23 protein-coding genes are annotated in these 12,268 nt (G+C 53.3%); 4 read left to right on the top strand and 19 right to left on the bottom strand.

Translation table 11 applies throughout. The features are described from left to right. Positions 1–51: 51 nt before the first annotated feature. The 5 genes from AAF564_22320 to AAF564_22300 all read right to left on the bottom strand — a co-directional run bounded on the left by AAF564_22320 (position 52) and on the right by AAF564_22300 (position 2,320). Positions 52–216: a hypothetical protein gene (locus tag AAF564_22320; GenBank protein MEM8488301.1), complete on the bottom strand. Its 165-nt coding sequence runs from the start codon at positions 214–216 to the stop codon at positions 52–54. A gap of 65 nt (positions 217–281) precedes the next feature. Then, positions 282–662 carry a hypothetical protein gene (locus AAF564_22315; GenBank protein ID MEM8488300.1) on the bottom strand — a complete coding sequence of 127 codons (381 nt, stop codon included), beginning with the start codon at positions 660–662 and terminating at the stop codon, positions 282–284. Between the two features lie 37 nt (positions 663–699). Further along, positions 700–1,437 carry a hypothetical protein gene (locus AAF564_22310; GenBank protein MEM8488299.1) on the bottom strand — a complete coding sequence of 246 codons (738 nt, stop codon included), beginning with the start codon at positions 1,435–1,437 and terminating at the stop codon, positions 700–702. 101 nt (positions 1,438–1,538) lie between these two features. Continuing rightward, a complete protein-coding gene (locus tag AAF564_22305) occupies positions 1,539–1,973 on the bottom strand; it encodes a hypothetical protein (GenBank protein ID MEM8488298.1) in 435 nt (144 codons plus the stop codon). Between the two features lie 17 nt (positions 1,974–1,990). Beyond that, positions 1,991–2,320, bottom strand: coding sequence for a hypothetical protein (locus AAF564_22300; GenBank protein ID MEM8488297.1), 330 nt, complete (start codon positions 2,318–2,320; stop codon positions 1,991–1,993). 193 nt (positions 2,321–2,513) lie between these two features. Here AAF564_22300 and AAF564_22295 point away from each other — a divergent pair, with 193 nt between their 5' ends. Together AAF564_22295 and AAF564_22290 are read left to right on the top strand one after the other, a co-directional pair. Further along, positions 2,514–2,780: a hypothetical protein gene (locus AAF564_22295; protein MEM8488296.1), complete on the top strand. Its 267-nt coding sequence runs from the start codon at positions 2,514–2,516 to the stop codon at positions 2,778–2,780. Beyond that, on the top strand, positions 2,755–3,195 hold the full coding sequence (locus AAF564_22290) for an aspartyl protease family protein (protein ID MEM8488295.1): 441 nt from the start codon (positions 2,755–2,757) through the stop codon (positions 3,193–3,195). The genes AAF564_22295 and AAF564_22290 overlap by 26 nt, the downstream gene beginning before the upstream one ends. A gap of 1 nt (position 3,196) precedes the next feature. Here AAF564_22290 and AAF564_22285 read toward each other — a convergent pair whose 3' ends face one another. The 4 genes from AAF564_22285 to AAF564_22270 all read right to left on the bottom strand — a co-directional run bounded on the left by AAF564_22285 (position 3,197) and on the right by AAF564_22270 (position 5,170). Continuing rightward, complete coding sequence (locus AAF564_22285) at positions 3,197–3,379, bottom strand: hypothetical protein (GenBank protein ID MEM8488294.1); 183 nt, start codon at positions 3,377–3,379, stop codon at positions 3,197–3,199. A gap of 33 nt (positions 3,380–3,412) precedes the next feature. Beyond that, positions 3,413–3,565: a hypothetical protein gene (locus AAF564_22280; GenBank protein MEM8488293.1), complete on the bottom strand. Its 153-nt coding sequence runs from the start codon at positions 3,563–3,565 to the stop codon at positions 3,413–3,415. A 332-nt stretch (positions 3,566–3,897) separates the two neighbouring features. Next, positions 3,898–4,251: a hypothetical protein gene (locus AAF564_22275; GenBank protein ID MEM8488292.1), complete on the bottom strand. Its 354-nt coding sequence runs from the start codon at positions 4,249–4,251 to the stop codon at positions 3,898–3,900. After that, complete coding sequence (locus AAF564_22270) at positions 4,244–5,170, bottom strand: DNA cytosine methyltransferase (protein ID MEM8488291.1); 927 nt, start codon at positions 5,168–5,170, stop codon at positions 4,244–4,246. Before AAF564_22270 ends, AAF564_22275 begins: the two co-directional genes overlap by 8 nt. On the opposite strand from AAF564_22270, the gene AAF564_22265 reads away from it, so the two are divergent. After that, on the top strand, positions 5,132–5,332 hold the full coding sequence (locus AAF564_22265) for a hypothetical protein (protein ID MEM8488290.1): 201 nt from the start codon (positions 5,132–5,134) through the stop codon (positions 5,330–5,332). The two genes, AAF564_22270 and AAF564_22265, sit on opposite strands and share 39 nt — an antisense overlap. A gap of 54 nt (positions 5,333–5,386) precedes the next feature. Here the strand turns inward: AAF564_22265 and AAF564_22260 are convergent, their stop codons facing one another. From AAF564_22260 to AAF564_22230, 7 genes are all read right to left on the bottom strand, one after another. Then, positions 5,387–6,340 (bottom strand): site-specific DNA-methyltransferase, encoded by a 954-nt coding sequence (locus AAF564_22260; GenBank protein ID MEM8488289.1) that lies wholly within the window; start codon positions 6,338–6,340, stop codon positions 5,387–5,389. Between the two features lie 460 nt (positions 6,341–6,800). Next, positions 6,801–7,637: a hypothetical protein gene (locus AAF564_22255; GenBank protein ID MEM8488288.1), complete on the bottom strand. Its 837-nt coding sequence runs from the start codon at positions 7,635–7,637 to the stop codon at positions 6,801–6,803. Beyond that, complete coding sequence (locus AAF564_22250; GenBank protein ID MEM8488287.1) at positions 7,630–8,088, bottom strand: VRR-NUC domain-containing protein; 459 nt, start codon at positions 8,086–8,088, stop codon at positions 7,630–7,632. The genes AAF564_22255 and AAF564_22250 overlap by 8 nt, the downstream gene beginning before the upstream one ends. After that, positions 8,085–8,375 (bottom strand): hypothetical protein, encoded by a 291-nt coding sequence (locus tag AAF564_22245; protein MEM8488286.1) that lies wholly within the window; start codon positions 8,373–8,375, stop codon positions 8,085–8,087. The genes AAF564_22250 and AAF564_22245 overlap by 4 nt, the downstream gene beginning before the upstream one ends. A gap of 126 nt (positions 8,376–8,501) precedes the next feature. Continuing rightward, entirely contained in the window at positions 8,502–9,125 is a 624-nt protein-coding gene (locus AAF564_22240; protein ID MEM8488285.1) for a hypothetical protein, read from the bottom strand. A gap of 98 nt (positions 9,126–9,223) precedes the next feature. Further along, a complete protein-coding gene (locus tag AAF564_22235; protein MEM8488284.1) occupies positions 9,224–9,562 on the bottom strand; it encodes a hypothetical protein in 339 nt (112 codons plus the stop codon). 366 nt (positions 9,563–9,928) lie between these two features. After that, positions 9,929–10,195 (bottom strand): hypothetical protein, encoded by a 267-nt coding sequence (locus AAF564_22230; GenBank protein ID MEM8488283.1) that lies wholly within the window; start codon positions 10,193–10,195, stop codon positions 9,929–9,931. Positions 10,196–10,307: 112 nt separating this feature from the next. Here AAF564_22230 and AAF564_22225 point away from each other — a divergent pair, with 112 nt between their 5' ends. Continuing rightward, positions 10,308–10,715 carry a helix-turn-helix transcriptional regulator gene (locus AAF564_22225; GenBank protein MEM8488282.1) on the top strand — a complete coding sequence of 136 codons (408 nt, stop codon included), beginning with the start codon at positions 10,308–10,310 and terminating at the stop codon, positions 10,713–10,715. A gap of 244 nt (positions 10,716–10,959) precedes the next feature. Here the strand turns inward: AAF564_22225 and AAF564_22220 are convergent, their stop codons facing one another. From AAF564_22220 to AAF564_22210, 3 genes are read right to left on the bottom strand one after another with little or no spacing between them, the layout of a single operon-like run. After that, a complete protein-coding gene (locus tag AAF564_22220; protein ID MEM8488281.1) occupies positions 10,960–11,145 on the bottom strand; it encodes a hypothetical protein in 186 nt (61 codons plus the stop codon). A gap of 39 nt (positions 11,146–11,184) precedes the next feature. Beyond that, a complete protein-coding gene (locus tag AAF564_22215; GenBank protein MEM8488280.1) occupies positions 11,185–11,688 on the bottom strand; it encodes a hypothetical protein in 504 nt (167 codons plus the stop codon). 16 nt (positions 11,689–11,704) lie between these two features. Continuing rightward, positions 11,705–12,124, bottom strand: coding sequence for a hypothetical protein (locus AAF564_22210; GenBank protein ID MEM8488279.1), 420 nt, complete (start codon positions 12,122–12,124; stop codon positions 11,705–11,707). Positions 12,125–12,268: the final 144 nt, after the last annotated feature.

The following is a 12,268-nucleotide window of genomic DNA, read 5'->3' as shown; positions in this document are numbered from 1 at the left end:
ACCCCTGCCACGTGTGGAGGCCCCGCCCTCACTGCCCCTTGGTCCGAACGTCTACTCAGGCGCTTCATAGTAGCTGCCAGAATCGGCACGCACGGCCGGTGCTGCCCGGGCTATGGCCTCGGGGGCTGCACGTGCTAGGGAGGGCGCGGAGGCCATGGTGGGGGGCTCAGCCTCTTGGGAGGGACCCTCCACGTGTTGTGGGGCTGGCGCAGCCATCACAGGGGGGGGATTCTGGACGGGGACGGGCTGTGGTTGCGGCGCTGGCACGTGGGCGGTAGGCGCTACCTGCTGCGCCACCTCCCCACCCACATGTTGCCACGTGGGGGGTGCCACGCTGGGATCCAGTTGGCCATCCGTTGTGGTTTGCCTGCTTGTATGTCAGCTTCCTCAGTACCATACGCTTGTACAGCTATCTCAAAGTAATCAGCCACCATCTTCTCCGCAGTCAGTATCTTGGCATCGACTGGCCGGATTTGCCACTCTGTTTTGTAGCGCTTTTCTTTGGCATCGGGCAGCTCTGGCAAACGGGAGCGAATCTCCCCAACAAATTCTCTTTTGACCATTAAAGGCGGCAGATCTGGCTCGGGGAAGTAGCGGTAGTCATGGGCACTCTCCTTGCTGCGCTGTAGCACAGTTCGCTGGCGATTCTCATCCCAACCCATATTAACCTGCTCAACTGTGCCACCATTTTCGATAAGTTCAATCTGGGTAGTCGGACACCAAGGGTCCAGACAGATGCGTATAGTCCTGAAGCGGCGCAACTGTGCCGTTCAACAAATCGCGCACCGAGAGCGAATCGGAACCGAATTGGAAATACCAATCATTGGCCATCGCCGCAGCTATTTCAGCCTTGGAAACCGCCGCACCACTCAGAGGGGTACCCAACTGGATGTCTATGGTTCCGGAGTTATCGCCAGCCTGATCGGTAAAAATCGTTAGCGCGCCATGCTGCACCTGCCCGCTGTCGTTGCGCCAAGTAGCCAACTGGTCCCACTGAGAGGGAATCTCAACCCCGTTGCGCGAGGCCACAAGCCCCTGCCCCGCGGCAAGCTGCGCCGGCCCAAGCGGAATACCGATGGTCATCGGGCGATTCTGCCCTGCAGCACTGTCGGCCAACTCAACCGTAGTCAGCGCCGCCACCGCCGTAAGCGTCACCTGCACATCCGTACCCGCCGACGCAGGCAGCGTAGTCACCACCAGATCCCCACTACCATTAATCTCAAAAACAGCGGCGCCGTCGTCATCGGTTGCCGTAATTGTTGGATTTAGCCCCTGCGGGTCTTGCAGGTAGCTGCGCACATTGGTGAGCACCGTTTGCGGCACCCCCAGGCTGTGGTCAATCTGGATGCTGGACGGCAAGCCCTCCCACGCAAGCGGTCCACCACCCACCAACTGAACGGCGCTGGAGCGCCCCCTGGATGTCTCCAGCAATAGCATGGATATGACCCGAAGTGTTTATTTGGGTTCTTGGTAGAACGCAGCCACAAACGGCGTTCCGCATCCGACTGAAGGCTCGGATTGCGGGGCTTTCTGATCGATCATGGTGTGTTCCTGGTTGTTCGCCGCTTGGGCGCGAGTTTGATTTGCTTTGGCTTGCGGCCATAGCCGTCCCCGCCGAACCGTACCGCGCGATAGACCCACCACGCTCGGGCTTTGGTCATACCGTCTTGCAAGCAGTGAGCGCGCAACAACAAATCCCACTCTTTGCGAGTCGATCGAGGTAACAAACCCTCGCCCATCATCTGATACCCGCAATCGTGCACCAGCGAAGGCCGCATAAAATTATTGGTGTCGAGCGCGGGACCGCTGGCGCCATCCCATGCATACCCTGCGTTGATGGTCAGATCACCCAGCGCTGTCAGGGTGAAAAACGGGTGCCCGACCGAGAAACCCTCAATCCCCGTTTCAACTGTGTAATCCTCGACCAGCTGATACTTGAATCCAGAACGATATTTAATAACCTGTCTGGACACTGGATTGACTCCAAAAATTAGGGGGTGGATGCGTTGGCGGCTTCCGCCAATGTCTCAAGGCGCATCAGGGTGGTTAAAACCGTCTTCATATCGCCTTCTATGGATTTGATATCGGATTGCATTTGCTGGCTGCTCGCATCCAGCGAGACCATTTTTTGCTTCATAACGGCGACCGACTCAGACAAAACAGAATGCTGCTCTCGCAATACCTGAATTTTTTGCTGGTGCTGCAATATGTCCTGGTCATGGGCCTGCACATCAGAAACAACCGTAGCCCATGCGATAAGCCCACCACCAACAACAACAGCCATGGAAAAAACAGCGCTGTACCTCTCCAATAGGGCCATTTCGGGTTCCTTTCGACTTATTCCAGGCACAAAAAAACCCGCTGAAAAGCGGGTTTAGGGATTCGTAGATATGGGAAAATATTGCCCTAAAAGAGGTAATGGGTCAACTGCTGCGGTCAAACGTCGAACAGATCATATTTGTGTAACCCCCGGTATGCCTACTATTATAGTAAGTCAACCTAGGAGAGCCCCTGTGAGCAGTATTGAAGCGAAGACCGCGGAGGTGGAAAAAAATTTCCAAGCCTTCCAGGAACTGCTACCCGAAATAGCTTCGGTGTATCAAGGCAAGTTTGCGGTGATGAGAGACCAAACCATTGATGACTACTTCGACACGATGGCCGATGCAGTCAAATATGGTCAAGCAAAGTACCCAGATGGGTTGTATTCCGTGCAAGAAGTAACACGCACAGTCGTAGATTTGGGCTATTTTTCGCATGCCGGTAATCGCCAAGCCGTTTGACCTATCCATTGGGCCGCTAATTCCGTTGGTATTTGCGGCCAACGGAACGTTGCGCGCGCAACTACAACAGCAAGTCCAGGCACAAGACAAAACGCCGCTGGTGTTTGAACCGTTTGATGTGCTCATCGACACCGGTGCGGACACAACGTGCATTTCTCCAGAGGTTGCACACAAATTGGGGTTAGCCCCTCAAGGCCAAATTCCAATGTCGACGCCCAGCGGTACTTCACCGGCAAACACCTACCTGGTCGACGTCGGAATTCCTTTTGGCACTGCCATGCATGTCGTAGAGGGTTTGCAAGCAATTGAATTCAACGGCGCATCGTCAAATTACAAAGGCTTGATGGGCCGAGATATTATCTGCATGGGTGATTTTCATATCTCATTCGACGGCCGCTACACCTTCGCCATCTGATTCAGCCGTCGCCGTCATAATTCCGAATCATCTCTTTGTATCGCTCAATCTGGCTCCGCAGGTGTTCGGCCTTGCCTGCCGTTATGTCCGCACCTGTACCCGGCGGTTTTAGATACTCCAGATCAGCCAGGCTCTGTTCCAACTCGCGTATCTGTTCTTTCCACTCGTCAACTTTGCTCATCAACAAAAAACCTCCTTGGTTTTGTAGTATCCGAGTCTAAACCCTCTGATAAATCGGCGCATTCGGGTGCCTCCGCTGCGCGATGTAGTTTTCATAAACGGTTGATCGCCGGCGCCAATTGCGGGTCACGCCGCCGTCTTCTTGCACTTCCGGCGTACTTTCAAATGCGTAGCGTTGGGCGCGGTTCATACAAACCAACTCACCAACAAGCCATGCACAGCAAAACCAGTGATAAACCCCCATAGAAGCAGATAAATAGGGTTTTCGGTTTCTTGTTTCCAACCCGTGCGAAAAGCACGCCACCAACTTAGTTTAGTCATTTGTAACACCCTCCGATTTTTCAATCTCACGCAAAGCCAAAGTAATCGCGTAGTTCAGATGCGCGCAGCGTTTTGTTTCGAACGCGTATCGAACAGAATAAAGTTGGAAATATCGAGTCGGATGCTCTCCATAGTGAACACGAAATCCGCGGCGGTGCAGGTCTTCCAGTGTCTCCAATGTGTGTTCCGGTTCGTTACTCATTAAACCCTCCGATTAACAATATCCATCGCCTGCCTTGCCTGCTTTCTGCAGTTGCTGCGATCGATACCAAATTCTTTAAAGCGTTCTTCTCGGCAATAGGGTGCATCTGGATACGCCCCCCAATACACCACCACCGCACGCTTAAGCGCATCTGACAGAGTAAGGACCAGGTTCGCTATCTGGTCTGCAATGTCGAAATCCTCACGGCTGTAAGGCTTGGGTGCAGGCTCGTTTTCGTCGTTCCAGTCCGCGGTAGGCGCATGCAGTATGTTCTGGCTGTAATAGCCTATGCGGTGCCCTTCCCGGCTTGCGCTGGCCCATAGACGCCAGTGGTCGTCGTGTACGTCAGTCATGCATAAACGCCTCTATGAACCGCGCCGCGACTTGGGGAACGATTGCATTGCCGTAACCGCGTAGTCGCATTATTCGCCCTTCGCCTGTGTTCTTAGACCACGAAAGGCTCGGATCGCCGTCTGGCACCATGTAAGGGGATAGCCTTGCAACCAGCGGCTCAAGCCCGGGTTCAATGCGCCGGGTTTTTCCGTCGATGCTTCCAACCCACTCGGCGTTGGCCCAGGGATTGCCTCTTTCGACATTTTCGTGATGTATCGATTGTTCCCCGCTTGATGGCCGTCGGTGTTCACTGGGCAGGTCGGGGTTGGGTACCCGGCGATGTCCCTGCTCACCGCCGTCAACGTATCCGATAGCCCCGCACTCACTCGCCGGCCGGCGCTCTCGGCATCCTCCGCTCTCGGAGTCGGATAGCCGCTCGTTCTCGCCTGTAGGTCCAGGTGAGCGTTCCCGCCGCCCTGGGTCTTTGTCGTCCGGCCGCCGCTGCCGTCGCTTGCCTTCGGCGTAGCCCAGCCCACCATCTGTGCCTGCATCGATAGTGCAGTCACGCTGTCGCCTATCTGTACGCCCTTCGCCTGCGCTTTTCGCTTTCGCGCCTGGAACTGTTCCGGCGTTCCACCAGGTTCCTGCGCTGCTGGCGTGCCCCACCCAAAAAATCCGCTGTCGGATGTGCGGCGCCCCTTCGCCAGCAGCGCATAGATCGGCGGCCCCTGTGGCATATCCCAATAGGTCCAGGTCAGCACGTACTCCGGAGAACCATTCACGTCCGTCTTTGCTCGCAACCTGCTCGCCAAAGATGGTGAGAGGTCGGCATTGATCAATGAGCCATCTGAAGTGTGGCCATAGGTGTCTTTCGTCATCAGTCCCAGCTCGAGCGCCTGCTTGGCTGAACGGCTGGCATGGGCAGCTGCCTGTCCACACGGGCCTGTCGGCTGGCCATCCGGCAAGTCTGAGGGCGTAGGGCCAGCCGCCGATTCCGGCGAAGAAGTGGCACTGGGTGTACTGAATAAGCTCATCTGGTCTGACATCTTCAATACTCCGCGTGTCCACATCGCCGGCGGGTATCAATCCCGCCTTGATTAACTCTTGCAACCATGCGGCGGCTTTGGGGTCGAATTCGTTGTAGTAGTTCATGGGTCACAACGCCAACGCCTGCTGCTTAAGTCGATCTTTCTGCAAATCCAAGTATTTCTCGTTAAGTTCGCAGCCAATCCATTTGCGGCCTAAGTGCTCGGCCACCATGGCTGTAGTACCGCTACCCATAAACGGATCTAAAACAATGTCGCCTCTGCGGCTGCCCGCGAGAATGCAAGGCTCTATGAGTTTTGGGGGGAATGTGGCGAAGTGGGCGCCGGCGTATGGAATTGTTGAAACCGTCCAAACGCTGCGCTTATTGCGACCGTTGGCCTGCTGCTCGGCTTTGGTCATTGCATCCCAGCGATCGTTAAATCCTTGGTGTCGGCGGCTGTGGCCGCGCTGCTTGTCTGCTCGGCGGGTAAAGCCTTGGCCTTGAGGGGATTTTATTGACTGAGGCGAGTTTGGCGCACCATAGGTGCTAGGCTCTTTTATCGCCTCATGGTCGTAATGGTAGCGTTCTGATTTGGTCAGCAGAAAAAGGTATTCATGCGCACGGGTGGGTCGATCTTTGACGCTTTCCGGCATCGGGTTCGGTTTCGACCAAATGATGTCGCTGCGCAAGTACCAGCCGCGGGATTGCAGCTCGAGCGCGACTCGCCAGGGGATGCCTACAAGGTTTTTGGGTTTGAGTTCATCGACTGCTTCACGGGACAACTTGGTTTTGTGCGCACTATTACCCGGCAAGCCATCCCGCTTAGGCCCGAGAGTACTGTACTTTTGGTCCTCCTCTCGAAACCCGCTCCCGGTCGAAAAACAGTCCCCCAAGTTAAGCCAAAGGGTACCGTCAGCCTTTAGCACTCTGTTTACTTCGTCGAAGATGCTGCAAATGCGGTCTATGTATTCCTGATAAGTGGCTTCTGCGCCCAACTGGCCATCCACACCATAATCACGCAGCCCCCAATATGGCGGACTGGTCACCACACACTGCACGAATTCATCCGGCCAAGTGCGCATGATGTCCAGGCAGTCGCCTATGTGGCAGTTGAGTCTTGGTAAGTTCACTAATTGGACCTACTTTCGACAAAACGAGTTAAAGCCCGAACCAACGCATGCAAGTAGCGCTCAAAAAACCGCCGAATCAGGTACCCCCTCGCAACACTGATAACAGTGAAAAACCCCGTAATGGCCAGATTGTCCAAGGTTGTAACAGGTAGATCCCAAACAGGAACCACAACAAGTACCCATGCGGCCAAACTGATACCGAAACCAATGGCCGTGTTTACGTTTGCTTCTACAAAACTTTCTGTTTTTGATTGGTGTTTTCTCATCCCCTAAACCTCTCCCGCATCTTGACCAACTGGTAGTGCTTCCGGACCAACGCCTGCAGGTGCTTGGGCACTTCGTTTACGAAATACGCTTTCGCTTGATCGTCGGGCAGTTCCAGCAAGCGCTGTGCGTGTTGGCGTGGCTGCATTCATACCCCGCACATTCCTTCACACTCATCTAAAAACGATATCTGGCCGGCAGAAGCGTCTGTTAAATCAGTCTGATCAAGCGGCGCCATTGATTGGTGCACATACAACTGCTCTTTTGTACCGCGGACCCCATTACGAATAGCGGCATCAACGGCAACAGCGTCCTGCCATGCTTCGGGGTGGTCTGCTTTCATTTCCCGCCACTCCGCGTTTGTGCGATAAGGGCAGAATGTGCAAGCTGACTTTTGCGGCAGCGGTAAGTTGTGGGCTTGCATCCATTCCAGGCAATGGCCGCGTGTCATGTGCTTTTCAATCAACGGCCATCGATGCTGTAACCAGCGCTCCCGCGGTTCCTTCATGCGTTGGCGTTCATCCCAACTAATGCCGATCCATTGGCGCGCCACAATCTGCCCGGGTTTTGCTCGCTGGCGGGGTTTCAAGCCAGCCAGTTCCCTAACCTTTTTGGTGATAGGTTCAATTTTGAATTCGCGCGTACACTGTCGGCGTAACATACCCATGCCAAGGTCTGTTTGGCTGGTGGTATAAAACGGAGCGCCAGCAAACCTGCCCTTGTAGCTCCCATCCCCTTTCGCTTCAGTCGAGGCGAGAATGGCAGACTTCAAACCCTCGCCTTTCATCACGCGATAAACAGGAAACGGCAACAGTTCTTCTAAGTCGGCAACGGTTTGGTACACATAATCAGGCTCTGCACCGGTGTCTGCGAAGATCGCGCAATCTGGCATGGGCGTTAGCTCGCCATGCGCAGCCATCAACGCCATGGTGGTCGACTGCACCCCGGCACCCAAGCTGATAATTTCTAGCGGACGCTCACCCATCAAACGCCCCCATATCCAACCGGAAAAAGGACCATTCCACCGATTTATTTGGATCAAAGGGCCCGAGTTCCCAAAACCGTTGCGCCTGGATAAACGCCTCTGTCTGCCCTTTGGCCAGGACACTTAAAAAGCCCTGTTCCATGTGTCGCTCGTGCCATTCCCGCTGTTCTTTTCGCCATTTGGCGGGCGTAGCGTTCTGCCTCTTCATTTCAATCCGCAACCCATGGAACGGGCCGCGCGCGATATCGGCGGCTATGTCTTCAACCCCAGCCTTAACCCCTTCTCGCTTCAGTTGTGCAGCAACACGCTTGTTGCGCAGCTGGCCATTGGGGATGGCGTACAGGTGCGGGTATAAGCCCGGGAGATACAAGCGCGCTTTATTGAAAAAGCTTTCCTGCTCTTTGCTTTCGAGCGGTGGCGGTGCGCTGCGAGGGGTGTTCCAGTCAGTCACCGGACAAACCAGCCAATCGCAAAAGCCACTATCAAAACCGAATAACACACCGCCATGACCTGCCAGAATCGGCGCGTACTTGTGTTGAACATCCAGTAGCCAATAGAACCAAACAAGCCTCCGACTGCCGCGCCCATTGCGGCAGCGGAGTGACCAAACAGGATCAAACCCCCAACAATAATTGCTGTTAGTGCAAGAATAGTTGCAGGGGCTCCGCCCACCTCCCTAACATCTATCCAGCGGTCATGGATGTAGTCTTGGAAGGCGTTGAAACGTTGTTTATTCATTGCGCCGCCATCCTTCGTTTCAGTTTGGTATTGGCGCCTTTCTGCGCGGCGACGCGCCGCTCTGCATGTTCCGCCCGCCCGCAGCATCCGCAGTTGATTGTTTTCAGCGTTACGTTGGTTTGAATCTCAAACACCCACCACCCCCGCAACAAATTCTTCAGACACACCGCAGGATTTAGATATGAAATCTATCTGCTTGCCGTCTGCCCAATGGTTGAGGATTGTGTCTGTTGGGTCAGGGCAAGTTGGCAGTCTGTCTGCACCCCCATCCTGCCGCCCTGTACCCCTACTCTTTGCTGTTGGTGCAGCGCTATGCGGTGCGTCTATAACGCCCGCTCCAGTATTCGACACCATGTTTTCACGTGAAACATTTTCGTTAAGGTCGGGGGACGCCGGCGCGCGATGCCGTTGGGTAATCACCGGCGCCCCCCTATCCGAGCCCGGGGGGGAGTCAGGGGAGAGAGAACAGCCCAGGCTCGCATTCAAAATCTGTTGTGCTTTTTGTTTGAGTTCTGGTTTTTTATCCAGAGCTCTTGCCGCATAGCGCGGCCCTGTGCGGTCGGAATACTTGAGAAAGCTATAGATTTGCGAGTCAGTAAATCCGGCTTCAAGCAGGACATAACTGAACACATGGCGGTTATCTTTCACGCGGATAGGATCGCCACCTAAATGGCATTCAACCCTCACTGCTAGATCCATCACCATCTGCTTGTCGCTCTCGCTCAAGTCGAATAAGTCGTTGGTCTTCAATGAGCTTGGCCTTAACCGCTTCCCTAATGGGGTCGAAGATTTGTTCTTCCCTGCGCCAACTGCCGAGCCAATACCATTCATCCGATGGGTGATAGCTTTCACTGATTGACTCCCATATCTTTTTGGCATTGCTCATCGAGTCCGGCTAAGCACTCCGTTAACATCGACTGCACCCGTTCTGGATCTTTCACTTGTGCAGGCTCAAAACTTTTTTGGTTTTCACGTTCAGCAACTAATGCGTAATGTTTGCTTTCGTTTGCTGGCGTGGTTGTCGATCGCTGCTCTTTCCAACAATCTCGACAGAGTTTTTGCCAAGATTTACCGTTGAACGGCGACTTACACTTTTCACAATTTCTATTAAAAATTTCGGGGGGTGGCATGTACTCCCCGGCGATACCAGTTGATTCGTAGTAAGCCTCTAAGCTGCTCTTACCCATATGATTTACCTCTCTTATCCCTAACTGCACTTCAGTTCAGTCCGATTCTTGCGGGCAGCATGGGGAAGCCCCGTAACCGAGGTTCCACGCAGTTCTGCACTTTCAGACGAGTCGTCATCAAGCGGGCCAAGGGTTCGCCTGTGGTGCCTGGTAGTCCCTTGTACGCATTACCGTCCCCGCTTTGGCACGCCCTACAGTCGCGGGATTTTTACGCCTGGTCCTGCCGTCTCGAAATCTCACCCGATTTCTAACCAACAACCAGCAACTTAGCGCTTTAAATCCCCGTTAGATCCGAGTAAAATCAATGGCCTAGGTTGGCGTTTACTTTCTCGGTTGACGGGGGTTTAAGCGTCTAAGAAGCCCTAATCAGTTTCCGCTGATTGGGGCTTTTTTATTTCTGTGAGCCTCATCTAGTCTGTTACCCACGGCTTTAACCTCGACGGCATGCATGCCGTCAGGTCCTTTCAGTAGAAAAATGTTTCTGTGCTTCATCTTGTCCACAGACGTTTGGTGCATATCCAACTGGTCGGCAATCTTCTTTTGGCTGCCCAGTCGGGAGTATTCAGAGATGTGAACCATCTCTGTTTTCGTTTTGATAAATAATTCGATTAAATCGAGTGCTGCGTTCTGCATGACGCGAATTAAAGAATATTATTCATTAAATCGTCAAGACATTTCTAAAAGTATGAGTAATATAAACAAACATATTCAATCTGAAGATTTCTTCTAACGAGCGGGTTCACATATGCTTGCGCACGCAATGCACCAACACGAAAAAAAGACTCGTAACAGGACGCCGAGAACAAAATTGGCGGCGGTTTGGGAGAGGAAAAAGAAAGAACTGCGCATGGGCCAGGATCGGCTTGCGGAGGAACTAGGCTTTGCTCACCAAACCAGTATCAGCCGCTATATGACCGGTAAGGCACCGCTCACCCTGGAGATGGCTATTCGTTTCGCGAACCTACTTGAGGTTAGCGTAACCGAGATCTACGAGGGTGATTTTATGGCCGATATGGAAGCATTGCCCAAGGAAGACTTACGCAATTTAGTGCTTGCGATTCTTGATCCGAGTGAAGTCAGCGACCTGGTGATAGAACTTGCCAGCAGCCTGAAACAAGGAAAAGGCGACGATGACGGAGCGAACCAAACCTAAGTACGAAACACCCGCCGATGAGCCACGCGCATACGCACCAGTTGTCGACGCAGCTTCCCCAGCCTCCACCACCGATACAATAGAAGCCAGATCGGAAAAATTAGAACGACGCTCCCACACCCGGCAGCGAATCTTCACCTTTTTTTGTGCGTGTGTAGTGATTTACTACATCGGGGGCGATCTTTTGGCGTACGTCGCGATGTTTGCGAGCGTATTTTTGGATTGGATTTCTCGATAGTACAGGCTACTTGGGTGTTTCGTCCTCCATACCACCTGCGTCATCGATCACCCCCGCCCCCTCCGGACGCGACGCTAACATGCTCACAACCCGGCCGCGGTCAAACCCGGGATTGAGCCTGCGCAACAGCCCCAGCAGGGGTAGATTTTTTAGCAATCTATCCAGTTTTTGAATGTCTGATTCGCCTTCCATACTTCGCTCACTCCGTGCACTCAGAGCAACCTATCAACCCTAAATCTCTGATCTTCTCCATTGCAAGCAATAGTAACCAGCAAGCAAACACATGCCGTATAAGACATTGTTGCCCAAGGTATACTCTGCCCTGCTGAACGGCTCCATTAACCCACCGAGAGCACCTACAACCAGGGTTAATGCATGCGCATCTATCCCGAGGCTAGCCTCAAGTGTCAGCGGATGGAAAGCGGCGATCGCTGCAACAGCTTGCCAGCATATGCGGACAAGCATCACGCACACCACCACACCATAAATAAGCGCTCCGCGCCGTAAGTGCAGCGTGTACAGACCAAGGGTTACCAACACATCAAGAATTTGAATTGGCAAAATCGCAAAAAAAACGGTCTTCTGCAGAAAGTTATAGACGAACCATAACCCCAGCAAAATGGTGAACGTGAGTTTTGCATGCGCGTCCCTGCGCCACATAGCGAGAGCAATCAGCAGCGCGGTAACTGCGCCCCAAAATTCCCCCCACAAATCGCCGACATACAACCACTCCATTTACTCATCCTCTTATTTAGGGCTTATCTCCTTCGTTGGCATCATCGCCCGGCATAAGATCAGCTGGCACCCAATCGAAGATTTCCTGGCCCTTCTTTGCCAGGTCGAAGGAAAACTCGGCGCACAATCGCACCTCCGCTGCTTTCGATGCGTCACGCCATGCTTTACGCAATTGCACCATGTCCCTTAACCACGCGTGATAGTCATCACGAGATACATTTAGTTCGAGCGGGTCGCTTTCGGGGTAACCCAGGTCACCTCTAATTGCCGCATTCAATTCGGTAAAGACCGAATCAGCGAACCCCGCATTCCGTATGGCTTCGGCAACATTAAAGTCCCTCGACGCCTTCTTTATGGCCTTTTCCGCGGACTGCAAGGCACAAATTTTGTCGGTAAAGACCCTTGCCGGCATGAACACTTCAATAGTATCGGACATTTTCCTCTCCTTTGGATTTCGTGAACTGGTGCAAACAATGTGACCCCTTGATAGCGGAATAGCAATCTTTTAAAGAAAAATACTCTTGACGTATTAAAGAATATTATTCATTATTTTTAAGGCCAGTTTTGCTGAGAAAGCTGT

It is taken from the genome of Bacteroidota bacterium (assembly GCA_039111535.1).
In the GTDB taxonomy this organism is placed as follows: Bacteria; Bacteroidota; Rhodothermia; order Rhodothermales; family JAHQVL01; genus JBCCIM01.
The sequence above is the reverse complement of the archived record's forward strand: the minus strand, read 5'-3'. Positions and strand labels throughout refer to the sequence as shown.